We start from the raw sequence: 25,512 nt of genomic DNA, 5'->3' as shown, positions 1-25,512 counted from the left end.
CAGCACCGGATCCCTGCTACCTGGGTGGTCGCCGACGCCACCGAGCCGCTGACCCTCCAGGGGGCGGGCTTGTCGACGTGCGACGTAATGGTCGCCGCAACCGGCGACGACAAGGTCAACCTGGTCTCCTCTCTGCTGGCGAAGCAGGAGTTCGGAATCCGCCGGGTCGTCGCCCGGGTCAACCACCCGAATAACGAGTGGCTGTTCAACGAGTCCTGGGGGGTCGACGAGTCGGTTTCCCCGCCCCATCTGCTGACCTCTCTGGTCGAGGAGGCGGTGGTCGTGGGCGACCTGGTTACGCTGCTGCGACTCGAGCAGGGCAGAGTCCTTCTGGTCGAGGTCACGCTGGCCGAGGGCAGCCCGGCGGTGGGCAAGGTACTGGGCGAGTTGAACCTGCCGCGGGACACGGTGGTCACCGCGATCATCCGGGCGGGTCACGTGGTCCTCCCGCGCGGAGAGACGCCGATGATGGTGGGCGACGAGGTGCTTGCGCTGACCACCATGGATCACTACGCCGAGCTGGAGGAGCTGCTCTCGGTGCCGGCAGCCGTTCCCGCCTAGGGCAGTCGCTGCCCTTAGCGAGGCAGGAGGTGGGAGTAGCTTTCGGGGTACCGGTCCAGGAACTCGGGCAGGGTCATCGCCCGGTGGCCGGTAAGCCGGGGAACCGTCTCGGTGACCACGTCCATCTCACCTTTGGATATCGCTACGTACGAGCTGATCCAGCCTTCTATCTCCCAGTCGGGTGCGCCTGAGGGCCTCCTGGACTCCCACGCCTGCTCGATCGTCTGGTCGACGTAGGTAACCGGCCGCCCGGCGACCCGGGAGAGCTCACCGGCCACCTCGGCCAGCGAGACCGTTGTCCCGCCGGTGTTGTCGTAGGTCTGCCCGTCGTGCTCCCGGGTGGTCAGAACGGTGAAGATCGTGTCGGCGATGTCGTCCCGGGCCACCGGGGCAAAGCGGCCCGAGCCCGCCGGGCCGGCGATGGTTCCGTCGGCGCTCGCCAGGAAGGGCATGAAGTCCAGGTACAGGCTCGAACGCAGGAAGGTGAAGGGGATCCCGGTCGCGCGGATGTGCTCCTCGGTCGCAAAGTGCTGGCGGGCCAGGGTGAAGGTGGCGTCGGCGGCGGCCCCGAGGAACGACAGGTAGACGATGCGGCGGACCCCGGCCGCGGCCGCGGCGTCGACTGCGGTCAGGTGCTGGCGCAGGCGCTCGGGGTGCTCGCGCCCGGAGACCAGGAACAGGGTGCTCACCCCTTCCATGGCCGCCCGGAACCCCGGCCCGTCGCCGTAGTCGGGCACTTCGGCCACCTCGGCGTCGAGCTCGGGGGCTGTGGAGCGGTCCCGGACCACCATTCGCAGCCGAAGCCCCGCGGTGTCCAGGCTGCGGGCAACCCGCCCTCCAATCACCCCGGTCACGCCGGTTACGCCGAACAGCTCATCTGCCATTTGTGCTCCCTACCGTTTGGGTGAGTGGTTCAACCATAAATGGGAACGACTTAAGCTTGAATATGTCCCTTCCACTGACGATTGCCCGATCATCGCTCCGCCGTCCGGTGGTCCACCGCTACGGGTCTCACCGCAGCCAGGTGGCCGAGCTGCACCTGCCGGTCGGACCGGGCCCGCACCCGGTGGTGGTGGTCCTCCACGGTGGCCATTGGCAGACCCGCTGGGGCAAGCTCGTTACCCGCCCTATCAGCCGGGACCTTGCATCCAGGGGCTGGGCGGCCTGGAACCTGGAGTACCGGCGCCTGGGTGAGGGTGGGGGCTGGCCGGAGACCTTCGACGACGTCGCCGGCGGCATCGACCACCTGGCCGCTCTTCACGATCCCCGTCTGGACCTGGAAAGGGTCACGGCGCTGGGCCACTCCGCCGGAGGCCAGCTCGCGCTCTGGGCCGCCGCCCGCACGGTTTTGCCGGAGGGCGCTCCTGGGGCGTCGCCGGTAGTTGCGATCCGGCGGGCGGTCGCCATGGGGGCCGTGTGCAGCCTGGAGTACGGCGGGAGAAGCGCCTATCGCTTGGTGGGTGGCGGGCCGGTCGAGTTCCCGGAGCGTTGGCGGCAGGCGGACCCCATGGCACAGGTTCCGCTGGCCGTGCCGGTGCTGCTGGTCCACCCGGTCGACGACCGGACGGTCTCGGTCGAGCAGTCGCGGGCCTACGCCGCACGAGGCGCAGCAAAGGGTGGGGATGTGACCCTGATGGAGCCGGAGTCCGGTGGCCACCGGGCGCCCATCTACCCGGTGACCTCGGCCTGGCTCTCCGCCGTGGACTGGCTCAAGAAAACAGACTCTCAGGCCTCCTCGGGTACCAACTCGCCCTTCATCCCGCCGTGAAACGTGCAGACGAACTCCGTTTGTTCGTCCGGCATCACGAACTTCACTGTCGCCACCTTGTCCGACTCCAGCGTCCCCGATGAGACGTCGAGGTCCTTGATCACGAAGTTGTGAGGCGAGTCGCCGCCGTTGGTGACTTCGACGGTGATCTCCTCGCCGGCCCCGCCCTTGATCTCGTCGGGTTTGAACTCGTTGTCGGCCGCAACCACCTTGATCGCGTCGCCCGAAGCGGCCCCCTGGGTCACGTCGCCCGAGGCCGCCACCTCCTGCGCACAAGCCCCTAAGAGGCCGCTCGCCAAAACCAGAACCACCGCTGCGATCAACTGTCGTTTTCCCATAGATCTCCCCTTTCGGATTGCCTGGGATCAGGCTAGAAAAGGGGACCCGCCGGGTCGTCCCCCCGCAAGGGACACCTGCCGTACGCAGTTGGAAGCAGCCGGAAGGGCCGGTTACCTCACCGGGGGTATGCCGTGGCCGCGGCTGACCAGGCCGGTTTCGTAGGCGAAGACCACCAGCTGCGCCCGGTCGCGCACGCCGAGCTTGATCATCGACCGGCTGACGTGGGTTTTGGCCGTGGCCGGGCTGAGGAAGAGCCGCTCGGCGATCTCGTCGTTGTTGAGGCCCGAGCCCACCAGCCCGACCACCTCGCGCTCTCTCTCGGTCAAAAACTGCATCCGGTCGAGCTCCACCGCAGGCGCCTGGGGCTGGGCGGCGAACTGGTCGATGACCCGGCGCGTGACGCTCGGGGAGAGCAGGGCGTGGCCGGCGTGGACCACCCGTATCGCTTGCCGCAGATCGGCCGGCTCTATGTCCTTCAAGAGGAACCCGCTGGCGCCCAGGCGCAGGGCTTCGAACAGGTACTCGTCCAGCTCGAAGGTAGTGAGCATGACGACCTTCGTCCCCTCGAGCTTGGCATCGGAGAGGATGACCTTGACCGCCTCCAAGCCGTCCATTACCGGCATCCGGATGTCCATGAGGATCACGTCCGGGCGGTGCGTGGCGGCCAGCCGGACCGCCTCGGCGCCGTCGGCCGCCTCTGCGACCACCTCCATGTCCTCGGTTCGCTCGAGCAGGCTGCGAAAGCCCGCCCTGACCAGCTTCTGGTCGTCCGCCAGCAGGACCCTGATCATGGCTGAAGGTCGGCGGGCAGCCTCGCCCGTACCAGGAAGCCGCCGTCCACCTTGGGGCCGGCTTCCAGCCGACCTCCGACCGCTTCGGCCCGCTCCCTCATCCCCCGGATGCCGTGCCCGTCTGCGGAGCCCACAACGCCTCTGCCGTTGTCTTCGACCTCCACCGTGACCGCCGACGGCTCGTAGCTCACCACCACCGACGCCCTGGTGGCTCCGGCGTGGCGGATCACGTTTGTCAGGGACTCCTGGACTATCCGGTAGGCGGTGAGCTCGGCCGCCGCAGGCAGGGGGCGGGCGTTGCCCCGCACCTCCAGCGTCGTGGCAAGGCTTCCTCCACCGGCGGTATGGACCAGCTCCGCCAGGTCCCGCATTCCCGGGGCCGGCTTACGGGACTCGCCCGCCTCACCGGTTTCCCGGAGCACGCCCACCGTCGCCCGGAGCTCCGCCATCGCCTCCCTGCTGGCGTCCCGGATGTTCTTGAGGGCTTCCCGTGTCTGTGCGGGAGATGTGTCCAGAGCGTCCTGCGCCTCCCCCGCCTGAACGGTGATCACCGTGATGGTGTGGGCCATGATGTCGTGCAACTCCCGCGCGATCCGCAGGCGCTCCTCGGTCAGCCGCCTCTGGGTCTCGATCTCCCGGTTCTGCTCGACCCGGCTGAGCCGCTCCCGCACCTCCGCCAGGTACCGGGTCCGGTTGTGGGCCGCCTCCCCGGCGAATACGGAGGCCGCCGACAGCACCGCCGGCATGATGATCGTCGGACTGAGGATCGGTGTGTCTTCGGCGAACACCTGCATCAAGAGAGCGGTGGCCGCAACCCCGAAGGCGGCGGCGATGGCGCCCCACCGAAGACCTGCGGCCGCCATGCCGAACAGGGCCACCATCAGGGAGGGAAACGGTCCTGCGCCCGGGTACCCGACCAGGTGGTAGAAGATGTGCACGCCCAGCACCACCCCCAGCGTCGCCTGTGGGTGGGGGCGCCGGAAAACCAGGGCCGCTGCGGCAAGGGCGCCCATCCCGAAGGCGAAGCCGTCCGGTGTCCGGGGGCTGGCCTCGGGGTCCAGGTGGATCAGCATCATCGTGAGAATGCCGGCGATGATCGCAACCAAAAAGTCGACCGCCTTGGGCGGTAAGTAGGCCTTGGCGGGGGGAGCCAGGTCCGGCGCGGTGGTGGAGCCCATGATGCCCATGATCCCCCAGAGCGGGGCGGTTTGAAATCCTCCGCCGGGCTGCGGGAGGGCTACTCCCGGGGGAGTAGTGGTGAAGTCCTACTCGACGGGAAGCAGCTCGTAGGCGGGGTTGATGATGCGGAGCGGACCGGGCTCGAACTGCCCGACGGTGCCCTCGATCACCAGGTGGGTCCCGAGGTCGATGCCGGGGATCGACTTGCGGCCGAGCCACACGCCGATGATGCGGTCGGTGCCGTCGTAGAGCGTAACCTCGAGCGTGTTCGAGAACTGGCTGGGACGCAGCTTGATGCTCTCGACCACGCCGGCCACCCTGCGCCGGGTGCGCTCCAGGCAGTCGGTCACGTCCTGGACGCCCTCGACCTCCTTGCACCACTCACGGGTGTGGTGGGCGTGAATCTCCTCGGACGTCTCGCTGAGGCCTCTCAGGAATCCCATAGTTCCTCCATGTTAGACCTTCAGTGTTTCCTTCACCCGGCTACGGCGAATCCTTGCGCTCGAAAAGGATGTACAGGTCGGGCTCGAGGACCCCGGTCTTCCAGTACATGTTGCCCCCGAACACCGCCCTTTGTTCGTAGTGTTTGAGCTGGGCGTTGGCCGGGTCCTCCATGCCCGGAACCTTGACCGGCACGACCACGAAGTCGGGCGCCAGAAGGTCGATCGTGCGGTAGTCCTCGACCATCTCGTTCTTGTCCGACCACTCCCAGAAGGAGACGTCGCCGGGGGCGTCGTAGTTGGCGTAGACGTTTCCCTCGAAGTACGGATTGACGGCCATCGACGACCAGTGCACGCCGAAGATCGTGCTGTCCTGAAGGTCGTTCTCCTTGATGTAGTGAGCCAGGTCCCGGCTCCCGGAGTACGGCTCGTTGACGTCGTTCTTTGCGGTCGCAAAACTCCAGTAGATCTGGAACAGGCAGACGACCGCCAGCAGCGAAAGGGCCGCCAGGCGACTGAACCGATCGGAAGGGGCGGGCTCGGCGGGCTCTTTCTCGAGGGCGAGCCAAAAGGCGAAGACCCACACCAGAAAGAGGACGCCTTCGTGCCACGCCGCCCGGTGGACGAAGGCGAAGAAGATCAGCAGCGCCCCGGCGGGGACCACGAACAGGTGCAGAGCCCGGCGGCGCCGGAGAAACCAGAGGCCGGCCGCCAGGAAAGGGAACAGGACCAGCTTGTTGTCCGCCAGCGAGTTGTTCAGCATGCCGAATACCACGACGAAGAACTCCTTGATGCCGGGAGTGTGAAGCCCTGCGACGGCGAAGGTCCGGTCGGCCGGAGGACGGAGTGCAAACGCTACGGCGGCCATTCCAAGGCCCAGTACGACCAGCGGCAACAGCTCCCGTCTCGCCGGCCGGCTCCCGAGATTCTTGCTCCGAACCAGAAGCTCGACCCCTTCGATCGCCGCCAGGGACGCGGCGATCAAAAAGCCGTGGGTGCTGGTGTTGGCCAGGACGAACAGCAGCGCGGCGAACGCCACCGGGTGCTCGGTCCGCCTGCGGTACATGGCGGCGATGGCAAACAGCACCACCGGTATCAGCACGTAGTTCCGGGCCACCACGGCGTACTGGTAGAACAGGAAGAAGGTGAAGGGGACGAGCACCTTCACCGGAGTCGGGAACGGCGATCGGGTGAGGAACACGTACACGCCGAGCGCACCGAATGCGCCCGAGATCCAGTTGATTGCGCTGTAGGGCAGGGTCTTGGCCGGAACCATCAGGATCAGGTGCCAGAGACCGGGCTGCCCCTCGTAGGCCAGCCGGGAGAACAGGTTCCCAAGATTGCTGTCCCGGGCGATCAGCCAGGCCTGCCCCTCGTCGAACCATGCTTCGTGGTGCGGGATCACAAAGGCGAGAAGCCCCGCGTATAGCGCAAAGGCGGCCAGGATCGCGACCCTGCTCCGGAGAAGTCCGGCCGGCTGGGTGCGGGAAGCTGCCGGCCGGGCCTCCTCTAGGACAGCCACTTGAGCAGCCGGATAACGCCCATCTTCGCCTGTCGTGAGTGCGCCGAGACGTCGGTCCGGGTTGCGATCTCATCGAAGTTCGAGAAGTAGTACTCGTAGGCGAGGTACAACATCTCGGCGTTGCTGAGGGTCGGCTGCCAGCCGAGCTCCGCCTTGGCTTTGGAGGTGTCGAAGATGAAGTCCTCCGCGATCATCCTTCGCTGGTACGGGCCCAAAGGAGAGATGTGCAGGGCGCTGGCCAGGCCCATCGCCGCCAGGGTTGGGGCCTTCGGCAGCGATGCGATCCTGGACTTGGAACCGGCTTTGTCGATCACGTACTGGTAGACCTCCCGGATCGACTGCACGTTGTCCGAGCCGACGTTGAAGACGCCCGGCGCCTCCGCCTTGTAGGAGAGCAGGCACGCGTCGGCGAGGTCGGGGGCGTAGATGAACTGGTAGACGTTGTGCCCCCCGCCCACCACCCACAACTTCCGGTCCTCGCGGATGAAGTCGAACAGGATGCTGAGCAGCCCCAGCCGACCTGGGGCGATGATCGTGGGGCTCCGGAGGACCGTGGTGGCAAAGTGGTCTGCAAAGCCGAGGAGGATCCTCTCGCCCTCCAGCTTGGAGCGGCCGTAGACCTCAACCGGCCTGGGCGGGTCGGTTTCGGTCACCGGACGGCGGAAGTTCTCGGCCCACAGGCAGTTGGAGGAGATGAAGGTCAGCTTCGGGACGCCGTTGTCCCGGACGCACTCGGCCAGCACCCGGGTGCCCTCGACGTTGCTGCGCCACAGCGCGTTCTTGTCCTTCACCTCGTGGGCCAGCAGGGCGGCGCAGTGAAAAACCGCGTCGAACTTCGTTTGGGCGAAGATCTCATCGAGGACCGACCGGTCGGCGATGTCCCCGACCGTCGAGGTGAAGCCGTCGCGCACCGTGGGGTCCGCACACAGGTCGACGCTCCAGCACTCGAACCCTTCGTCGAGGAGACGGTGCTTGAGCACGGTGCCGAAGAAGCCTGCCCCGCCCGTGATCAATACCCGCGCCATCGAAAAGCTCTCCGTTTCCACCGGGCCCGGTTCTGGGGCGAGTTTGCCGCTATCTGGCAGGGCGGGTACGGCGAAGGCCGGCCTCCTGCCGGAGCGAGTCGTCGTTACCCGGTCGGTTTTTTGCCAAACCTGAGCCCGGAAAGTGGCGTTTTCCGGCCTTGGAAATAAAGTAGGGGAGAATGCGTTGAAGGCTCCAACCACCCGGCACCTCCAAACGGTGACTCGAAACTCCGGGTTTGACAGAAACGCAAATCGGCATCACTCTGCCCCACCAACCAATATGTCTCAGAACCTGATGGTCGTGGAATCACCGGCCAAAGCGAAAACTATTGCCAAGTACCTGGGTAAGGACTTCAAAGTCCTTGCGTCGGTAGGTCACGTCCGGGATCTGCCCATAAAGACCCTGGGCGTCGACGTCGAGCACGATTTCAAGCTCGAGTACGTCGTCAACGAGGACAAAAAGAAGGTCATCTCGGCTATCGCCACCGCGGCGAAGAAGGCCGACCACGTCTACCTCGCCACCGACTACGACCGCGAGGGCGAGGCCATCGCGTGGCACATCACCGAGAGCTGCAAGATCCCGCTGGACAAGCAGCGCCGGGTCACCTTCACCGAGATCACGAAGAAGGCGGTCACCGAGGCCATCAAGTCGCCCCGGGCCATCGACCAGCGACTGGTCGACGCCCAGCAGGCCCGCCGCAGCATCGACCGCCTGGTCGGCTACCCGGTCTCCCAGCTGGTATGGCACAAGATCCGTTACGGCCTGTCTGCGGGACGGGTGCAGAGCCCGGCCCTGCGTCTGGTGGTCGAGCGGGAGCGGGAGATCGGCAAGTTCGTCGCCACCGAGTACTGGACGCTCCAGGCGCTGCTCGACACCCTCGCCGGCGAGGGCTTCATCGCCACCCTGGTCCAGATCGGGGACATCAAGATCCCCACCAAGATCGGCAAGGACTCCGCCGAGGACCTGGCCAACCGGATCGGCGAGCAGGCCCGGGCCGAGGCGATCGCCGCTGCGCTGGACGGCGCTTCCTGGAAGGTAGCCGACGTCCGCACCAAGGAGACCCGCAAGGTCCCGTTCCCGCCGTTCATCACCTCCAGCTTCCAGATGGACGCCTCCCGCAAGCTCGGCTTCGGCAGCCGCCGGGCCATGGGCCTGGCACAGCGCCTCTACGAAAGGGGCTACATCACCTACATGCGTACCGACTCCACCTCGATGAGCTCGGAGGCGATCTCGGCCGCTGCGGGCCTGGTGAAGAAGAACTTCGGCGACAAGTACTGGGTCGGCCGTTACAAGAACCACGACAAGAAGGCCAAGGGCGCCCAGGAAGCCCACGAGTGCATCCGCCCGTCGGACATGACCCGCAGCGCCAAGGACCTCGAGGCCGAGATCCGAGCCGGCGAGAGCCGGGACGCCGACGCCTTGATCAAGGTCTACGACCTCATCTGGAAGCGGTCGGTCGCTTCGCTCATGGCGCCGGCGGTCTACGACCAGGTCTCGGCCGACGTGGCGGCCGCGCCGGCCAACGGTGCAGACATCCACCTGTTCCGGGCGACCGGGTCGACGATGAAGTTCGACGGATTCACCCGCCTGTACCGGGAGGCCAAGGACGAGGAGGAGGAGCCCGAGTCCAAGCTCCCCACTCTCGCAGCCGACCAGGAGCTGAACCTGCGGGAGCTGAGGCCCGAGCAGCATTTCACCCAGCCGCCTCCCCGCTACACCGAGGCCTCGCTCATCAAGGAGCTCGAGTCCCGGGGCATCGGCCGCCCCTCGACCTACGCTTCGATCATGACCACCATCCTCGACGAGAAGCGTGACTTCGTACGGGTGGAAAACAAGCGCTTTCACGCCACCGACACCGGCGAGGTCACCAGCGACTTCCTCGTCCGCTACTTCGGCGACCACTTCATGGATTTCGAGTTCACCTCGGACATGGAGGAGCGCCTGGACGAGATGGCCGAGGGCAAGGTCGCTTACCGCCCGGTGGTCGAGTCGTTCTACCTGCCGATGCAGGACCGGCTTAACAAGGCGGGGGAGGTGCCGAAGGAGGACGTGACCTCCGAGGCCACCGACGAGCTCTGCCCCGACTGCGGCAAGCCGCTCGTCATCAAGCTGGGCCGCCGGGGCAAGTTCTACGGCTGCTCGGGGTTCCCGGATTGCGCCCACACCCACCCGCTCCCCGGCCAGCCCGACCAGGCGCCCGAGCTGCTGGACGAGAAGTGCCCGGACTGCGGCAACCCCTTGCAGAAGCGACGCGGCCGGTTCGGCCCCTTTGTCGGGTGTTCGACCTACCCGGAGTGCAAGTACATCCAGAAGGACAAGCCGCGCAACACCGGCGTGCCCTGCCCAAAGTGCCTGGAGACTCCATGCAAGCGTTGCACGGATAATGCACCGGGTGACCTGCTCGAAAGGAAAGGTAAAAAGGGTGTTTTCTTCGGCTGCAGCCACTACCCTGCCTGCCGTCACACCCAGAACGAGGATCCCTCGCTCCTGCCGGCCAGTGGAGGTTCTTCATCAAACGCGGTGACGGCGACGAAGTAGACCTTACCGAGCCCGGTAGCGGCTCGGTCTACCGCCAACTGTTGAAGCAGCGCTCCTTCCGGCGGTTCTTCATAGGCCAGGTTTCCTCCTCGTTGGGGGACTGGGTCGGACTCATCGCAATCGTTGCGTTGACCAAACGGATCTACGACAACGAGTTCGCCATCGCTGCCGTGTTGCTTGCCCGCATGGGCCCAACGCTGCTGTTTAGCCCGATCGCCGGCGTGCTGGCGGACCGCTGGGACCGCAAGAAACTGATGGTGATCTGCGACGTAGCGCGGGCGGGATTGATCCTCACCCTTCCCTTCGTGGAGATGGCGGGCGGCGTTTTGCCCTTCCTGAATCCGGTGGTCCTGCTGCTGGTGATCTCTGCGGTCCTGGAGATGATGACCCTGGCCTGGCAGCCGGCCAAGGATTCGACGGTCCCGGAAATGGTGGCCAACCCGAAACATTTCACCCACGCCTACTCCCTGTTGTTGATAGCGGCTTACGCCACCTTCCCGTTGTCGGGGGCCATTTTCGGCGTTTTGGCCAAGTTCTCCGAGTTCCTGGGCGAGGTCACCGGGATCAGCGCCCTAGCCACCAACCCCGAGCTGGCAGCATTCATCCTCGACTCGGCGACCTTCCTGGTCAGCGCCGCTCTCACGCTTTCGCTGCGGGTGGCTCCGCGCCCGGCCAAGCAGGAGCCTCTGAACTTCAAGGCCACACGCATGGAGTTGGTCGACGGCCTCAAGTTCCTGTTCGGACACGAGATGATCCGGCCGTGGGTCTTCGGGATCGGCGGGACCTTTGCCGGAATCGGCACTTTCATGTCGATGGCGCCGTTCTTCCTGAGCGACGTCCTAGGCGGCGGATCGGGCAGCTTCGGCCTCCTGATCGCCGCAGTCGGTACCGGCCTGGGTATTGGGTTCATCCTCGCCGGCCCGGCATCGCAGATGTTCCCCAAAGACGTCATCTTCTCCACCGTCGTGGTCCTGATGGGGATCAGCACGGTGATCTTCGGAAGTGTGTCGACCCTCACCCCGGCGCTGGTGTCCGCCAGCCTGTGCGGGGTCTTTGCCGGATTCGCCTACCCGTGCGGTTATGCCCTGATCCAGGAGAAGCTCGGGCCGAACCTGAGGGGCCGGGGCTCGGCGGCCATCAACTCGGTGGTCCGCCTGGCAATAGTCGGGGCGGCAGCAGTTGCCCCGGCGCTCGTCAGGATCATCGACCGAGCGATCTCGGGCCCGGTGATCCTGTTCGACCAGAGCATCGACTTCCGTGGGATCCGGGTGGCGATGTGGATAGGCGGCATCAGCATCCTCGGCGCCGGCGTGGTCACCACCAAGGCAATTGGTGTTCGACGGCACCAGCGGCCGGCCGGCCACGGCATGTTCCTGGTGTTCGAGGGGGGCGAGGGCAGCGGGAAGACCACTCAGATGGAGCTGCTGCGCCAGCACCTGACCGCCCGGGGGCACGAGGTGCTCGTGACGGCGGAACCGGGCGGGACCGGAATCGGGAAGAAGTTGAGGGACCTGCTTCTCGACCCTGCCAACTCCGGCCTCTCGGACAAGGCGGAGGCCCTTCTGTACGCCGCCGACCGGGCGCAGCACGTAGACGAGGTGATCCGGCCGGCGTTGAACGACGGCGCAATTGTCATATGCGACCGCTACATTGACTCCTCGATCGCCTACCAGGGCCTGGTCCGGGGGTTGGGGGCGGACCAGATCCGGTCGATCAGCCGGTGGGCGACCGGCGCCCTGTTCCCGGACATGGTGTTCCTGCTTGACTACGAGGCTTCTTTGGGGCTGGAGCGTGCAGGGGACGAGCCGGATCGTATCGAGCAGGAGGGAATCGAGTTTCACCGCAGGGTCCGGGAGGCCTACCGGCTTCTGGCCGAGCGGCACGCCAACCGGTACCTGATCATCGACGGGAGCAAGAGCCCCCAGGAGGTCGCAGCCGAGGTTCGCAGGAAGGTGGACGCAATGCTCGCGGTGCGTAGCGAAGCCGAAGAAGTGGCGGTGCAGGCTGAACCCACAGTCATTTAAAGGAGTCCCCCAGGATTTGGACGCCTCCGGCGATCAACTTTCTGACCCCCCTTCGGGGGGTGTCTGGGACCAGTTCATGGGCCACCCCAGGGTGGCCTCGGTTCTGAAGGGCGCGGCCGGGAGGCCCACCGGAACCTATCTGTTCGTCGGGTCCCCGGGGGTGGGCAAACGCAACGCGGCCCGGGTCTTCGCGGCGGCACTCGTCTGCCCGGAGGCGTGCGGAGAGTGCAACACCTGCCGGCGGGTGCTGGCCGGTCTGCACCCCGACGTCACGATCCTGCAGCCGGAGGGTTACACGTTCCCAGTCGAGGTGCTCCGCGCCACCGCCCAGGCGGCGTCCCAGAGCCCCATCGAGGCGGCCCACCGGGTCTTCATCATCCAGGAGGCGGACCGCATCCCGGAGCGGTCCCAGAACGCCCTGCTGAAGGCGCTGGAGGAGCCCAGCCGCAGCGTTGTTTGGATCCTGCTCTCCCACGCGCTCCAGCCGTTCCTGCCCACCATCCTCTCGCGCTGCCAGATCGTCGACTTCCCACCGATCGCTGAGGAGGCGATGCTGGAGCTGCTGGAGACCAGGTTCGACCTCGACACCGCTGAAGCTCACCGCCTGGTGCGGATCTCGCGCGGAGACCTGAACGCGGCAGTCCGGCTGGCGGCTGAGCCGGCCACCTCGATGGTTCGTTCGAAGGCGATCGCCGTCGCCGCAAGCACCCGGATGTCGGCGGTCGACGCTCTCGACGCAGCCGACGCCGCCAAGGCGTTCTCCGCCTCAGCCCGGGAGAGGCTCGAAAAGCAGCAGGCTGCCGAGCTGGCCCGGCTGGAGGAGATCAGCGGCAAGGACGGGCAGGGGGCATGGAAGAAGAAGCTGGCCGACCGGAACAAGCGAACGCTGCGCCGGGAGGAGACCGAGGTGTTGATCGACTTCCTCTCCTGGATGGGGGCCGCCTTCCGGGACCTGGCCGCCGCATCTGCCGGGGCCGACCCGGGCTCGCTGATCGCGTTCGACCACGCCGACCTCCTCGTCCAGGCGGCGCCGGACAGGCCGACGAAGTTCTGGGTCGACATGATCGAGCACTGCCTGGAGGCGCAGCTGGCTCTCAGGAACAATGCCAACCCGGCCCTGGTGGTGGAGTCGCTTTTTTTGAGAATGGTTTAAAGCTTTAAGCGCAGCGACCGCGAAATGTCATACCCCGGTGTCAAGCTCAAGACATGTGCATGATGTGCAACGGTGCCACGTTCGATGAGGTTCTATTCGAAATTCACGGACTGATCGAGCGCTTCGGATGGGCCGTTATACCGGTGGAACAACAATCGTCGTCAGATTGGGCTTACACGATCGGGCTCGCCGAGGTGAACCATCCTGAACTGACCGTCGTGGGGATGGAGACGGAGCGAGCCGCCGGCCTACTGAATCATCTGGCCCTTCTTATTCAAGGCGGCAGAAGATTCCGTAACAGGGATGAAGTAACCGTCGGCACCGACCGCTTAAGGTTCGCTTCGGTGCCGTTCCGCCACCTTGAGAGCGGGAGGTTCGCGTTTTGGGTCAATTACTACGGCGCGCTCGGCCCGCCCCACCCCGAACCTCGCTTCCTTGAGGTCGTGCCCTACGACCGGCGCCGAAAGCTTCCCTGATAATCGTCGTGGTTGCGAAACATGAGGGAGAAATCCCACTTAACGAATGGTCGGGAACTTGAACCGTTGCTTCCGGAAAAGAGGGTGCGTCGTTGGTCAGGCTTTTGCTTCGGCTTTTATCGCTTTGTCTGCTGAGCCTGTCAGTGGAGGCTTGCGGGAGCGGCAAGGTTGGAGCGCCCCCTCCCGCCAGTCCTGAATCCCCTCACGGCGGCATCAGGGTGTCCGGTAACAAGCTCGTGGACATGGAGGGCAGGCCGGTACACATCGCCGGGGTGAACCGTATGGGCACCGAGTACGCCTGCATAGGCGGAAGGGGCATCTTCGAGGGGCCCGACACCTCCGCTGGGAACGGCCAGACCTTGAGCGCCATGCTCACCTGGGACATCAACGCCGTGCGGGTGCCGCTGAACGAGGACTGCTGGCTCGGGAGCAAGCCCGGCCTCGACCCGGCCTTTACCGGCTCCAAGTACCGGGCTGCGATCGGCGAATGGGTGCACGCGATCACCGGCAAAGGGATGGTTGCCATAGTCGACCTGCACTGGGCCGCCCCCAACGGCGTCACGGCGGACGGCCAGCAGCCGATGGCCAACCGGGACAACTCGCCGGAGTTTTGGAGGCAGGTTGCCGGCACCTTCAAGGACAACTCGGGTGTGATGTTCGACCTGTTCAACGAGCCGTACATCGACCGGGACCCCATCGGTCGCCGTCAGCCCTGGGCGATCTGGCGGGACGGGGGCACTCTGACGGTGCACAACTCAATGCAGCAGCCGACCCGGACAACATTCCAGGCGGCCGGCATGCAGGAACTGGTCGACGCGGTTCGCTCCACCGGAGCGACCAACCCGATCATGCTCGGCGGGCTTACCTATGCACAGGACCTGTCTCAACTCGTCGACTTCCTCCCCCGAGACCCGGCCGGCCAGCTCGTCGCTTCATTTCACCCCTATCCCGGACGTCCCTGTGCCTGGACCGACGAGAGTTGCCTGGCCGAGCAGTTGGACGCGGTGATGCCCGCAATGCCGCTGGTATCGGGCGAGCTCGGCCGGGAGGACTGCACGACGACCGATGTGGAGGCGATTTTGGGGTTCCTGGACAACCACGAAGGGGGTTCTGGCTATCTGGCCTGGGTTTGGACCAAAACAGAAAGCCCCTGCGGCCATGACAACTGGGGACTGATTCGGGACTATTTCCCCGGCACACCGACCACCACAGGCGCCGCGTTTCAGCGCCACTTCCAAAACCGTTCGGATATTGACGATCTTCAGGAGCAGCCGTAGGCAGGCCCCCGGCCAATCGAGTTCCCGGCCGCCCGGCCGCTCCGGTCCGGGCGGGTAAACTGAAGTCTGGATCAACTTCTCGCGGCTTGCTGCCCGTCCGAAGCGGGTCCTCGCCGGGGTAGCTCAGACGGTAGAGCAACGCACTCGTAATGCGTAGGTCCGGGGTTCGATTCCCCGCTCCGGCTCCAGAATTCGTCCCGAACGGGCAGAACTCGGGCTTCAAACTCGCTCTTTTCCCCCGAAATCTTCCTCCTGGTACAAAAATCCCTTTCGGGGAATACATAAGTACCAATCCACGTTTCCAGGCATAGCGAATAGAGGCGTGTAGGAAATTTCTCAACCACTGGTCCAAGAGGAGGGATGAACGTGGCGTCGACTGCGATAAGAGGGGCTCATGTTGTGGGACTTCCCAAGAGGTCCCGTCGTTATGCAGAAGACCGGGCATGCGCCCACGAAGGCTGCATCACCAAGCTTTCGATGTACAACCGTCGTGACACCTGCTTCATCCACGCAGACGTAAAGATTCCGCGACTCCGAGGCAAGAAGGTCAGCTAGCAGGCGCAATAAGCCGCCATTTCGTCTGGCGCTACGCCGATGTGCAACGCCATGGAGTTGCCTTCGGCAGGCCAGTCCAGCAGCACCCCAAGCTAGCCATTCATCCGAGCTCCACCTCCGCTGTTAAGCTGGTCTGGTGCCGCGCTCCGATCTTTTTCAAGACCAGGCCCTGAGCGGTCCTGAGATCCCTGCTCCTGTCGCGGACGCGATTTCTTGAGCGGTCTGGTCGACGAGAGCATCGCCTCCCGCTTCGCCGCAATGTTCGCCCAGCCGGGCTCCCTGGACCAGTCCTACCTTCTCGACGGTCTGCAGGAGAGCTTCGAAGAGCTGACCCGTGAAGCCGAGCCTCTCATCGCCGAGGAGAGCGGCTTCGCCTCCCCCCAACCCGCCGTCGCCCGGGTCCTCAACCGCCAGGAGTGGGCCACCGCCAACGTCACCTCCATGCTGGAGTTGATGTCTCCCCTGCTGAACAAGATGCAGGCAAAGTTCGACGATGCGAGTGCCTTCCCAGGCGCCAAGTACGCCTACAAGGCTGCTCTCGGCGCCCAGCTCGGCACCGTCCTGGGCTTCCTCTCCCAGAGGGTGCTGGGGCAGTACGACATCCTCGTCGGCCACCAGAACCAGGTCTGGTTCGTCGGCCCCAACGTCGTGATGATGGAACGGCGCTTCGGCTTCCTGCCCCGTGACTTCCGCCTGTGGATCGTCCTCCACGAGATGACCCACCGCAGCCAGTTCGAGGCGAACCCCTGGGTCCGGCCGCACTTTTTGGGCCTGGTCAACCAGATGCTCGAGTCGATGGACATGGACGCCAAGACGCTGGCCGACCGGATGGTTGCGACGTTCAAGTCGAACCCCAGGCTAAAGGACGACACCACTCCGCTGGTCATGCGGGTGCTCCAGCCCGAGCAGCTGGAGATCTTCAACAGGCTCCAGGCGTTCATGTCGGTGATCGAGGGTCACGGAAACTTCGTGATGGACCGGGTGGGTGAGGGCCGGATCCCCAGCCAGCCCCGGATGAGCCAGGCCCTGCGCGGCGGAAGCTCGGTGGGAACCCCTATGGCCAAGCTGATGGCCAAGGTGCTGGGCTTCGAGCTCAAGAAGGCCCAGTACGTACAGGGCCAGCTGTTCTTCGATGCCGTCTACGCCTCCGCGGGCTCGGCCGGAGTGAAGGCGGTGTTCCACTCGGTCGAGGACATGCCGACGCTTGAGGAGGTCAAGTCCCCGGAGCGCTGGCTGAGCCGGGTATCGCCTTGACACCGGCCACCACGGCCGCCGGAACCATCGCCAGGCATCAGATGATCGCCCCGGGCGACCGGGTCCTCGTTGCGTTCAGCGGAGGCGCCGACTCGACGGCGACGGCGCTCCTCCTCAGGGAGCTGGGCTACGACCTCGTTCTGGGCCACGTGGACCACGGGATGCGTGAGACCTCGGTCGACGACGCCCGCCACTGCCGGCGGGTGTCCGGCCGATTGGAACTTCCTTATGTCGAAACCCGCGTGACGGTCGACCCCCCGACCCAGGCCCAGGCGCGGTCGGTCAGGTACCGGGCGCTTCAGAAGATGGCTCTGGACTGCGGCGCCGGCCGCATCGCCACCGGGCACACCATGGACGACCAGGCGGAGACCGTTGCGCTCCGGCTCGAACGGGGGGGCTACGGCCTGGGCATCCCGCCGGTTCGGGGCAACCTCGTCCGGCCGATCCTGGACCTCCGGCGCAGCGACACCGAGCAGGTGTGCCGCGATGCCGGAGTTGCGTACTGCGTCGACCCGTCGAACTTCAACCCCAGGTACCGCCGGGTCGCCGTCAGGGCCCGCCTGGCCGAGGCAGGGGAGACGGAGGTCGCCCGGCTGACCAAGCTGTCGGGCGAGACCCGAGCGAAGGCCGACCGCACTTCGTCCGAGGTGGAGGTTATGTGGACCAAGCTGGTGAGCACCTCGTCAGATGAGGTGGCGGTCGCCCGGCGAGGATTGGACCGGGCCGCCGCCGAGGTTCAGAACCAGCTGATTCGCCGGGCTGCTAAGTCGCTCGGCGTGGAGCTGACTGGCCGGTCGGTCCGGGACATTCTGGGCAAGGTCCTCCCGGTCACCGGGGCTCGTTTGGCGCTGCCGGGGAGTCTATGGGTATGGTCGGAGCGTGATCGAGTTGTGTTCGGACGGCCGAACGAGCCCCGCGTGCTGTCGCCGGTAACCCTCGAGGTTCCCGGCATCACCGCGCTGCCCGGCTGGGGAGTGACGCTGAAGGTCGAACGCCGCCCAATGCCGATGCCCGGGAAGTGGGCGCAGGACGCGTCGACTGAGACCGTCGACGTCTCGGCGGTTCCGGCGGGCCTCTCGGTGCGCCAGTGGCGGCCCGGCGACCGTTTCCGGCCCCTGGGTGCGCCCGGGTCCCGCAAGCTCCAGGACTTCTTCGTCGACACCGGCGTCCCCCGCGCCTCCCGGCACCTGGTTCCGCTGGTGGTCAGCGGGCCGGAGATCGTCTGGGTCGCGGGCCATCGCCTGGACGACCGCTTCAAGGTCGGCCCCGGCACGACCGAGGTTCTGCAACTGACTCTCGGCGAAGCGGCGCAGGAGGAGGTCGCTTGATCGGCGTAGGGAAGACACTCATCTCCGAGCAGCGCATCCAGGAGCGGATCAAGGAGCTGGCGGACCGCATCAGCGAGGACTACGCCGGCAAGGACGTCGTCCTGGTCGGGGTCCTCAAGGGCGCGTTCATGCTCATGAGCGACCTGGCCCGGCAGATCGACCTGCCGATCGAGTTCGACTTCATGGCCGTCTCCAGCTACGGCTCGGCCACCAAGACCTCCGGGGTCGTGCGGATCCTGAAGGACCTGGACTACGAGATCACCGACCGGCATGTGCTCCTGGTGGAGGACATCATCGACTCGGGCCTTACCCTCAACTACCTCTTGAAGTACCTGAACGGGCGCAAGCCGGCCAGCCTGGAGGTGTGTGCACTCTTGAGAAAATCGGGTATTCAGCAGGTGGACCTGGACGTCCGGTACGAAGGATTCGAGATCCCCGCTCAGTTTGTGATCGGCTACGGGCTCGATCACGACCAGCTGTACCGGAACCTGCCCTACATCGCGTTCCTCGACGAGGACCAGCTAGCGTAGCGTTTGGGCGGCGATTTCAGGGGGGAGGCAAACCTGGAGATGGTGCTAACCTGGGAAGACAATGAACAAGCTCTTTAAGAACCCAATCTTCTACCTGCTCATCGGTATTGCGGCCATCTGGGCCGTGGCCGGAATCCTGAATAGCGGCAACCGCGACGCCAAGCTCAGCACCAGCGAGTTCGAGCGCAAGCTCAAGGCCGGCGACGTCACCGAGGTCGAGGTCTTCGGCCGGAGCGGCCGGATCGAGGGAACCCTGAGCGACGGCTCCAAGTTCACCTCCACCTACCTCAGCTCCGAGGACCTCTCCCAGCTGCTGAGGGACCAGCCCGGCGTGAAGGTCACCGCCAACCCGGAGAACCCGAACCTGTGGGGCTCGTTGCTGACCAGCATCCTTCCGTTCATATTCATCCTCGGCATCTTCTTCTTCCTGATGCAGCAGATGCAGGGCGGCGGCAACCGTGTGATGTCCTTCGGTAAGTCGAAGGCCAAGCTCGTTGCCAAGGACCAGCCCAAGATCACCTTCCAGGACGTTGCAGGCGTCGACGAGGCCATCGAGGAGCTCGAGGAGATCAAAGAGTTCCTGGCCAACCCCGCCAAGTTCCAGAACATGGGCGCCAAGATCCCCAAGGGCGTGCTGCTGTTCGGCCCTCCCGGAACCGGCAAGACCCTGCTCGCCCGAGCAGTGGCCGGTGAGGCAGGCGTCCCGTTCTTCTCGATCTCCGGTTCCGACTTCGTCGAGATGTTCGTCGGTGTCGGCGCCGCACGGGTCCGCGACCTGTTCGAGCAGGCCAAAGCTTCGGCCCCCGCCATCATCTTCGTCGACGAGATCGACGCCGTTGGACGGCACCGTGGCGCAGGCCTCGGAGGCGGCCACGACGAGCGTGAGCAAACCCTGAACCAGCTTCTGGTCGAGATGGACGGCTTCGACGTCCGTACCGGGGTCATCCTCATGGCCGCCACCAACCGCCCCGACATCCTCGACCCCGCCCTGCTGCGTCCCGGCCGTTTCGACCGCCAGGTGACCGTGGACCGGGCCGACCTCAAGGGCCGGGAGGACATCCTCAAGGTTCACGCCCGCGGCAAGCCCCTGGCCAAGGACGTCGACCTGGCAGTGCTGGCCCGCCGGACCCCCGGTTTCACCGGCGCCGACCTGGCCAACGTCATCAACGAGTCCGCGCTCCTGGCCGCCCGGCGCGCCAAGAAGGAGATCACCATGGACGAGGTCGAGGAGGCCATCGACCGGGTGATCGCAGGTCCGCAGCGCAAGAGCCGCCTTATCAGCGAGCACGAGAAGCAGGTCATCGCCTTCCACGAGGCCGGCCACGCCCTGGTCAGCTGGGCGCTTCCGAACGCCGACCCGGTGCACAAGGTTTCGATCATCAGCCGTGGACGGGCCCTGGGTTACACCCTGAACCTGCCCACCGAGGACCGCTTCCTGGAGTCACGCTCAAGCCTCATCGACCAGCTCGCCATGCTGCTGGGCGGCCGGGTTGCCGAGGAGCTCGTCTTCCAGGACCCCACCACCGGCGCCTCCAACGACCTCGAGCGGGTCTCCAAGATCGCTCGCAAGATGGTCTGTGAGTACGGAATGAGCGAGAAACTCGGCCCCATGGCGCTCGGCGACAAGGTCGACCAGCCGTTCCTCGGCCGCGACATGGGCCACAACGCCGACTACTCCGAGCACGTGGCCTCCGAGATCGACGAGGAGATCCGCCGTCTGGTCGACGAGGCACACCAGGAAGCTTGGGAGATCTGCTCCACCTACCGGGCCCAGCTCGACTCCATGGTCGCCCTCCTCATCGAGAAGGAGACCATCGAGAAGTCCGACGTCGAGCGGCTGTTCGCCGATGTCCCGAAGCGTGCTGCCCGTGGCGAGCTTCCCCGCCGCCTGGTCCAGGACCAGCTTGCCGCAGCTTCGGCTGCGAACAAGGAAGAAGAGGACACCATCCAGACCCACTCCCCGGCCCCCTCAAAGCCGGGCCTGCGCCGCCCGGGCGCCGAGCCCACCCCCGCCTAAATTCCCCGCTTTCGAGCGGAACCGAGCGCGATGGCCATCTGGGAATGTTGTGATCGACACCTGTCTTTGGACCGCGTCCTGGTCATGGGGATCCTCAACGTAACGCCCGACTCCTTCTCGGACGGCGGGCTGTTCCTGGACCCGTTTGCGGCTGCCGACCACGCGGCCCGGATGCTCGAGGAGGGGGCGGACATCATCGACGTCGGAGGCGAGTCCACCCGCCCCGGAGCCGATGAGGTGTCCATCGAGGACGAGCTCAGCCGGGTGATCCCGGTCGTCGAGGCGATCGTCTCCCGGACCGGCGCCACCGTGTCTATAGACACCACCAAGTCCCGGGTCGCCCGAGCGGCGGTCGACGTGGGCGCAGTGATAGTCAACGACGTGACCGCGATGCGGTCCGACCCGTCGATGCCGGATGTCATAACCGACACCGGCGCCGGCATAGTCCTGATGCACATGCTCGGCAACCCGAGGACCATGCAGGCCGACCCCACCTACGGCAATGTCGTGGCCGATGTGAAGGCCGCACTGATCGGGTGGGCCGGGGACGCTCTGGCGGCCGGAGTGCCCGATTCGGCGATAGTCCTTGATCCGGGGATCGGGTTCGGCAAGACCCGGGAGCACAACCTTCAGCTGCTGAAGGGCATCCCGAGTCTCTGCGAACCGGGCTTTCCGATCCTGATAGGGACCTCCCGCAAGTCGTTCATCGGGACGACGCTGGACGTGCCGGTGGGCGAACGCCTGGAGGGAACGGCTGCGACGGTCGCCTGGGCGGTGGCCCATGGGGCGAAGGTCGTCCGGGTCCACGATGTGAAGGAGATGGTCCGGGTGGTCCGGATGACCGAGGCCATAGCCCGGTCCGTCTAAGGATTTGACGGTGTACAGGTAGGCTTTTCCCAACGCGAGAGCTTACGAGCATGTACAGAACCCGATCTTCACGATCAGCTTGGACCGCCGCCATTGCGCTCGCACTGGTTTGCGGCTCCGCTCTGCAGGCGTGCAACCCCGCTCCTACGCTTCAAAGCCGCCTGCAAACAGCGGTCGACCGCTACCTGGAATCGCATGACGTGCCCGGGGTGAGCGTAACCGTCATTGTGGACGACCGGCCGACCACCGTCGTCGGTGGTCTGGCCGACGTTGATTCCAGGCGTCCGGTTTCCCCGTATACCGTTTTCCCGGTTGCCAGCGTCGCGAAGCTGTACACGGCGACGCTGGCGATGAAGATGGTGGAGTCCCGCTCCCTCAGGCTCCAGGACCGGGTTGGGCGGTGGTTGCCCGACCTTCCCCTCGAGATCCAGGTGGTTGGCGATGCGACCCTAATTCAGCTCATGTCACACACCTCTGGCTTGCCCCAGATTCCCACGCTGGACTCCGACCGTGGGCAACCTCTGAGCAACTCGGACCTGCTGAAACGGATGCCGCCACCGATTTGCGAGCCGGGAAGATGTTATGTGTACTCCGACGCTAACTACTCGCTGCTCGGAATGGTCATCGAAGCCGCGTCGGGCCGGACGTTGAGCGAGGAGCTGCAGACCCGCCTGCTACGGCCCCTCAGGCTCAGGGCTACCTTTCCCGGCGGGATCGGGCAGGGAAATGACGTGGCAGTGCTCTACCGCCCGCCCGAGAGGGACTCGCACTTTCTGGAGAATGTGCTCCCTCGTCCCTCCATCGGCACGATCCACACCACGTCTGGCGACCTCGCCGGTTGGGGACACGCTGTGTTCACCGGGGAGGTGCTCCAACCGGCCAGTCTCCGCCGCATGATCGACCCCAGCATCTCGCGGGGGTTGCCGTGCCCCGAGGGGTGCGGCTTGCCGTATGGTCTCGGTGTGGTGCACTACAGGGAATCCGGCAGGGACCTGGTTGGACATGACGGCGGCTCCGGTGCGATTGTGGCCCACGACCTTGAGGATCACGCAACCATGGCGATCGTTACCAACGGTGGTACTCAAGACGTGGGAGCCTTCTTGCGCGCGGTGCTGGGTGCCCTGAAGTGAAACTGTGACCGGTCCGGTTTGTTCGGTTCCGGCCGCAAGATGACTAGTTATGAAGGTCGTGAATAGGGAGCCGTTTCGGCTCGCTGGTGCTACATCGCCGAGGCCCTCGAAGATCGTGAGCGGCCTCCTAAACGAAGGGAACAAGTTTGCCGGACTCGATCGTCATCAAAGGATTCAAGGTTTCAGGCCGCCACGGCGTCACCCAGGAGGAGCGCGACCTCGACCAGGAGTTCGCCGTCGACCTGGAGTGCCAGCTCGACCTCTCGGCCGCCGGGCGGGCCGACCGCATCGAGCACACCGTGGACTACATGGAGCTGATCGCCGACATCCGACAGGTGGTCAGCACCGAAAGCTACAACCTGCTAGAAGCCCTGGGGGAGCGGCTGGCGCAGGTAGTCCTCGCCCGGCCGTTCGTCGACCGGGTGGTCATCGGGCTCTCGAAGTCGCAGCTGTCGAAGGAAGAGCTTCAGTCGGTCGGCATCAGGATCGAGCGCGGCAGGGTTGTCACCGGACTTCACGACGAGGAGCTCTCAGTCCGCTAGCAGCGGCGCCACCTCGTCGATCCGGTTCGTCCAGATCACTCCGGCGAAGCCCTCAGGCAGGTCTTCGACATCCTCGGGGGAGTCGAAGCCGTCCGAGAATCCGAGGGACCCCTTGACCACTACGACCCTGACGCCGTGCGCCTCCATGCGTTCGACAAACTTGTGGGGCCATCCCCAGAGCCAGGGACCGATCTGGTCCGGGATGTGCACCTGCGCTCCGTCGCAGGTCGAAGGCACGTAGGAGGTCCAGCCGAGGGCGATGTACCACCCGAGGCAGCTCTTCAGGGTCGCCCGGGACATCGCCCGCAGGTCCGGCAGCTCGGCAACTGCTGCCGCTACCGACCGGTTGCCGCCGTACACCGCCAATTGAGCCAGACGACCGGGCGAGAATTGCTCCAGGCGGGCGGCAAGCAGCTTGCCGTCCGAAGGGTCGTCGCCTTTCAGGTGCAACAGCAGCCGGTGGTCGGGGAAGGCGTCGAGGACCTGGTCCAGGGTTGGGATCATCCCTACCCCCTTGCCCCGGAAAGGGAAGGTCTTGCCGCCGTCTGCGGTGTACCCGTAGCCCACGTCCAGCTTCTGAAGCTCCTCCAGAGTGGCGTCCTGCACCTCGCCCGTTCCTTCGGTCCGGCAGTCGAGGGTCCAGTCGTGGAAGACGACCAACCGGTTGTCTGTCGTCTGGTGGATGTCGAGCTCCACGATGTCGGCGCCGGCGTCGAACGCGGCCTGCATCGAGGGCAGGGTGTTCTCCAGATAGGGGTGCTCGGGTTGGTGGATGATTTCCGCCGTGCAGGTGTCGTTCTCGACTCCCTCCAGGTCGAAGGTCTGTCCCAGCCCCCGGTGGGCGAGAAGGAGTGGCTCTCCCTCGGGGTCGGTGAAGCGGGAGGTGTTGACCGTCCACACGACGGCCGCCAGAACCACCAACACCGCGAGAACCTTCTTGACACGCCGCCGTCCCTTTGCCACTTCGCCCCCGATCGTCCCGCGCCCTCAGCGTATCCGCCCCACAGCGCCGAAGTTGGTAGCCTGAGCGTCCGTCGCAACCGCAGCAGTCAGGAGGACCAGTGGCCCCCACCCGAGCCTATGTAGGTCTGGGATCCAATCTCGGAGACCGGCTCGACAACCTGAAGAGGGCGGTCGAGCTGTTGCTGGAGAAGGGCCTGGCAGTGATGGAGGCCTCCTCGGTGTACGAGACCGACCCGGTGGGCCCGGCCCAGCCCGACTTCCTGAACGCTGCGGTGGCGGTCGACTGCGATCTGCCGCCGGTTGAGCTGGTCGCGCTGCTGAAGCAGGTGGAGGCTGAGATCGGCCGGGAGCAGTCGGAGAGGTGGGGGCCGCGGGTGATCGACCTCGACCTGCTGCTCTACGGGGAGGAGAGCGTGTCGGAGCCCGGTGTCACGGTGCCGCACGCCGAGTTGACCAACAGAGCTTTTGCCCTGGTTCCGATCCTGGAGATCGACGACGACGTGGAGCTCCCATCCGGCGAACCCCTGAGCGCGTTCTGCGAGAAGGACCCGGAAGGAATCCAGGTTTATGCCCCTCCGGGCACCCTTTTAGGCGGCTAGCGGGCCGTTTTGACCCGAAAAGCGACCATTTGAAGGTTTTCGAGGACATCACCGAACTCCGCCGGGAGCTTGCCGCAGCCCGCAGAGGGGGCCGCGAGGTCGAGTTCGTGCCCACCATGGGCGCCTTCCACGAGGGGCACCTCGAGCTGATGCGCACCGCCCGTGAGAGCGGCGGGCTGGTGGTCGTCTCGATCTTCGTGAACCCCCTGCAGTTCGGCCCGTCGGAGGACTTCGAAACCTATCCCCGGGACCTGAAGGCGGACCTTGCGATGGCGGAGCAGGAGGGCGCAGAAGTCCTGTTCGCTCCCTCGGTGGCCGAGATGTATCCCGAGGGGGAGGTCCAGACCCGGGTCGAGCCGGGCCGGCTGGGCGGCATCCTGGAGGGCGAGCACCGGCCCGGCCACTTCGCCGGTGTGGCTACCGTCTGCGCCAAGCTGTTCAACATCGTGGGCCCCGACCGGGTCTTCATGGGCCGCAAGGACGCCCAGCAGGTGGCCGTGCTCCGGCAGATGGTCCGGGACCTGAACCTCCCGCTCGAAATCGTTGCCTGCCCGACGGTTCGGGAGATAGACGGCCTAGCGATGTCCAGCCGTAACCGGCGCTTGAGCCCCGAAGACAGGAGAGAGGCGGCAG

24 protein-coding genes and 1 tRNA gene are annotated in these 25,512 nt (G+C 65.7%); 17 read left to right on the top strand and 8 right to left on the bottom strand.

From position 1 onward, the window contains the following. A partial coding sequence (locus VFV09_09240) for a TrkA family potassium uptake protein (GenBank protein HEU4867899.1) occupies positions 1 to 561 on the top strand: 561 nt, incomplete at its 5' end. A gap of 14 nt (positions 562 to 575) precedes the next feature. Here the strand turns inward: VFV09_09240 and VFV09_09235 are convergent. Beyond that, the gene (locus VFV09_09235) at positions 576 to 1,445 is read right to left on the bottom strand and encodes an SDR family oxidoreductase (protein ID HEU4867898.1); all 870 of its coding nucleotides are present in this window, start codon (positions 1,443 to 1,445) and stop codon (positions 576 to 578) included. 62 nt (positions 1,446 to 1,507) lie between these two features. On the opposite strand from VFV09_09235, the gene VFV09_09230 reads away from it, so the two are divergent. After that, entirely contained in the window at positions 1,508 to 2,329 is an 822-nt protein-coding gene (locus tag VFV09_09230; GenBank protein ID HEU4867897.1) for a prolyl oligopeptidase family serine peptidase, read from the top strand. Here the strand turns inward: VFV09_09230 and VFV09_09225 are convergent. The 6 genes from VFV09_09225 to VFV09_09200 all read right to left on the bottom strand — a co-directional run bounded on the left by VFV09_09225 (position 2,287) and on the right by VFV09_09200 (position 7,625). Further along, a complete protein-coding gene (locus tag VFV09_09225) occupies positions 2,287 to 2,667 on the bottom strand; it encodes a cupredoxin domain-containing protein (GenBank protein ID HEU4867896.1) in 381 nt (126 codons plus the stop codon). The genes VFV09_09230 and VFV09_09225 overlap by 43 nt on opposite strands. Positions 2,668 to 2,778: 111 nt before the next feature. Further along, positions 2,779 to 3,459 (bottom strand): response regulator transcription factor, encoded by a 681-nt coding sequence (locus VFV09_09220; protein HEU4867895.1) that lies wholly within the window; start codon positions 3,457 to 3,459, stop codon positions 2,779 to 2,781. Next, complete coding sequence (locus tag VFV09_09215; GenBank protein ID HEU4867894.1) at positions 3,456 to 4,637, bottom strand: sensor histidine kinase; 1,182 nt, start codon at positions 4,635 to 4,637, stop codon at positions 3,456 to 3,458. The genes VFV09_09220 and VFV09_09215 overlap by 4 nt, the downstream gene beginning before the upstream one ends. Before the next feature lie 87 nt (positions 4,638 to 4,724). Beyond that, positions 4,725 to 5,081 carry an OB-fold nucleic acid binding domain-containing protein gene (locus VFV09_09210; GenBank protein ID HEU4867893.1) on the bottom strand — a complete coding sequence of 119 codons (357 nt, stop codon included), beginning with the start codon at positions 5,079 to 5,081 and terminating at the stop codon, positions 4,725 to 4,727. Between the two features lie 40 nt (positions 5,082 to 5,121). Next, complete coding sequence (locus VFV09_09205) at positions 5,122 to 6,600, bottom strand: hypothetical protein (GenBank protein ID HEU4867892.1); 1,479 nt, start codon at positions 6,598 to 6,600, stop codon at positions 5,122 to 5,124. Then, on the bottom strand, positions 6,588 to 7,625 hold the full coding sequence (locus VFV09_09200) for an NAD(P)-dependent oxidoreductase (protein HEU4867891.1): 1,038 nt from the start codon (positions 7,623 to 7,625) through the stop codon (positions 6,588 to 6,590). The genes VFV09_09205 and VFV09_09200 overlap by 13 nt, the downstream gene beginning before the upstream one ends. Positions 7,626 to 7,920: 295 nt before the next feature. Between VFV09_09200 and topA the strand changes: the two genes are divergently transcribed. From topA to folB, 13 genes are all read left to right on the top strand, one after another. After that, a complete protein-coding gene (topA, locus tag VFV09_09195) occupies positions 7,921 to 10,164 on the top strand; it encodes a type I DNA topoisomerase (GenBank protein ID HEU4867890.1) in 2,244 nt (747 codons plus the stop codon). Positions 10,165 to 10,205: 41 nt separating this feature from the next. Further along, positions 10,206 to 12,188, top strand: a complete 1,983-nt coding sequence (tmk, locus tag VFV09_09190; GenBank protein ID HEU4867889.1) for a dTMP kinase — start codon at positions 10,206 to 10,208, stop codon at positions 12,186 to 12,188. 76 nt (positions 12,189 to 12,264) lie between these two features. Next, complete coding sequence (locus tag VFV09_09185; protein HEU4867888.1) at positions 12,265 to 13,341, top strand: AAA family ATPase; 1,077 nt, start codon at positions 12,265 to 12,267, stop codon at positions 13,339 to 13,341. Positions 13,342 to 13,394: 53 nt separating this feature from the next. Continuing rightward, positions 13,395 to 13,817 (top strand): DUF4262 domain-containing protein, encoded by a 423-nt coding sequence (locus tag VFV09_09180; protein ID HEU4867887.1) that lies wholly within the window; start codon positions 13,395 to 13,397, stop codon positions 13,815 to 13,817. A gap of 218 nt (positions 13,818 to 14,035) precedes the next feature. Further along, a complete protein-coding gene (locus VFV09_09175) occupies positions 14,036 to 15,094 on the top strand; it encodes a cellulase family glycosylhydrolase (GenBank protein HEU4867886.1) in 1,059 nt (352 codons plus the stop codon). 112 nt (positions 15,095 to 15,206) lie between these two features. After that, positions 15,207 to 15,282, top strand: a tRNA-Thr gene (locus VFV09_09170). A 580-nt stretch (positions 15,283 to 15,862) separates the two neighbouring features. Next, positions 15,863 to 16,903 (top strand): zinc-dependent metalloprotease, encoded by a 1,041-nt coding sequence (locus VFV09_09165; protein ID HEU4867885.1) that lies wholly within the window; start codon positions 15,863 to 15,865, stop codon positions 16,901 to 16,903. Continuing rightward, positions 16,900 to 18,231, top strand: a complete 1,332-nt coding sequence (gene tilS, locus VFV09_09160; protein ID HEU4867884.1) for a tRNA lysidine(34) synthetase TilS — start codon at positions 16,900 to 16,902, stop codon at positions 18,229 to 18,231. The genes VFV09_09165 and tilS overlap by 4 nt, the downstream gene beginning before the upstream one ends. Further along, positions 18,231 to 18,761, top strand: a complete 531-nt coding sequence (gene hpt, locus VFV09_09155) for a hypoxanthine phosphoribosyltransferase (GenBank protein ID HEU4867883.1) — start codon at positions 18,231 to 18,233, stop codon at positions 18,759 to 18,761. Before tilS ends, hpt begins: the two co-directional genes overlap by 1 nt. Positions 18,762 to 18,822: 61 nt before the next feature. Then, positions 18,823 to 20,778, top strand: coding sequence for an ATP-dependent zinc metalloprotease FtsH (gene ftsH / locus VFV09_09150; GenBank protein HEU4867882.1), 1,956 nt, complete (start codon positions 18,823 to 18,825; stop codon positions 20,776 to 20,778). A 30-nt stretch (positions 20,779 to 20,808) separates the two neighbouring features. Next, positions 20,809 to 21,645, top strand: coding sequence for a dihydropteroate synthase (gene folP / locus VFV09_09145; GenBank protein ID HEU4867881.1), 837 nt, complete (start codon positions 20,809 to 20,811; stop codon positions 21,643 to 21,645). 50 nt (positions 21,646 to 21,695) lie between these two features. Continuing rightward, the gene (locus tag VFV09_09140; GenBank protein ID HEU4867880.1) at positions 21,696 to 22,775 is read left to right on the top strand and encodes a serine hydrolase domain-containing protein; all 1,080 of its coding nucleotides are present in this window, start codon (positions 21,696 to 21,698) and stop codon (positions 22,773 to 22,775) included. A gap of 146 nt (positions 22,776 to 22,921) precedes the next feature. After that, entirely contained in the window at positions 22,922 to 23,317 is a 396-nt protein-coding gene (gene folB, locus VFV09_09135) for a dihydroneopterin aldolase (GenBank protein HEU4867879.1), read from the top strand. Here folB and VFV09_09130 read toward each other — a convergent pair. After that, the gene (locus VFV09_09130; protein ID HEU4867878.1) at positions 23,306 to 24,241 is read right to left on the bottom strand and encodes a glycerophosphodiester phosphodiesterase family protein; all 936 of its coding nucleotides are present in this window, start codon (positions 24,239 to 24,241) and stop codon (positions 23,306 to 23,308) included. The genes folB and VFV09_09130 overlap by 12 nt on opposite strands. Before the next feature lie 137 nt (positions 24,242 to 24,378). Here VFV09_09130 and folK point away from each other — a divergent pair, with 137 nt between their 5' ends. Further along, the gene (gene folK, locus VFV09_09125; protein ID HEU4867877.1) at positions 24,379 to 24,879 is read left to right on the top strand and encodes a 2-amino-4-hydroxy-6-hydroxymethyldihydropteridine diphosphokinase; all 501 of its coding nucleotides are present in this window, start codon (positions 24,379 to 24,381) and stop codon (positions 24,877 to 24,879) included. Positions 24,880 to 24,908: 29 nt separating this feature from the next. Beyond that, a partial coding sequence (gene panC / locus VFV09_09120; GenBank protein ID HEU4867876.1) for a pantoate--beta-alanine ligase occupies positions 24,909 to 25,512 on the top strand: 604 nt, incomplete at its 3' end.

This window comes from Actinomycetota bacterium, from assembly GCA_035759705.1.
Lineage (GTDB): Bacteria > Actinomycetota > CADDZG01 > JAHWKV01 > JAHWKV01 > JAJCYE01.
This window is presented reverse-complemented; position numbering and strand designations above follow the sequence as displayed.

Excerpts from the sequence above, each read along its gene's own strand:
- VFV09_09210 (HEU4867893.1), bottom strand. The coding sequence starts at position 5,081 with ATGGGATTCCTGAGAGGCCTCAGCGAGACGTCCGAGGAGATTCACGCC.
- VFV09_09225 (HEU4867896.1), bottom strand. The coding sequence starts at position 2,667 with ATGGGAAAACGACAGTTGATCGCAGCGGTGGTTCTGGTTTTGGCGAGC.
- topA (HEU4867890.1), top strand. The coding sequence starts at position 7,921 with ATGGTCGTGGAATCACCGGCCAAAGCGAAAACTATTGCCAAGTACCTG.
- VFV09_09235 (HEU4867898.1), bottom strand. The coding sequence starts at position 1,445 with ATGGCAGATGAGCTGTTCGGCGTAACCGGCGTGACCGGGGTGATTGGA.
- VFV09_09220 (HEU4867895.1), bottom strand. The coding sequence starts at position 3,459 with ATGATCAGGGTCCTGCTGGCGGACGACCAGAAGCTGGTCAGGGCGGGC.
- VFV09_09215 (HEU4867894.1), bottom strand. The coding sequence starts at position 4,637 with ATGGGCTCCACCACCGCGCCGGACCTGGCTCCCCCCGCCAAGGCCTAC.
- VFV09_09140 (HEU4867880.1), top strand. The coding sequence starts at position 21,696 with ATGTACAGAACCCGATCTTCACGATCAGCTTGGACCGCCGCCATTGCG.
- folP (HEU4867881.1), top strand. The coding sequence starts at position 20,809 with ATGGCCATCTGGGAATGTTGTGATCGACACCTGTCTTTGGACCGCGTC.
- VFV09_09180 (HEU4867887.1), top strand. The coding sequence starts at position 13,395 with ATGTGCATGATGTGCAACGGTGCCACGTTCGATGAGGTTCTATTCGAA.
- VFV09_09200 (HEU4867891.1), bottom strand. The coding sequence starts at position 7,625 with ATGGCGCGGGTATTGATCACGGGCGGGGCAGGCTTCTTCGGCACCGTG.
- ftsH (HEU4867882.1), top strand. The coding sequence starts at position 18,823 with ATGAACAAGCTCTTTAAGAACCCAATCTTCTACCTGCTCATCGGTATT.
- VFV09_09185 (HEU4867888.1), top strand. The coding sequence starts at position 12,265 with ATGGGCCACCCCAGGGTGGCCTCGGTTCTGAAGGGCGCGGCCGGGAGG.
- VFV09_09230 (HEU4867897.1), top strand. The coding sequence starts at position 1,508 with ATGTCCCTTCCACTGACGATTGCCCGATCATCGCTCCGCCGTCCGGTG.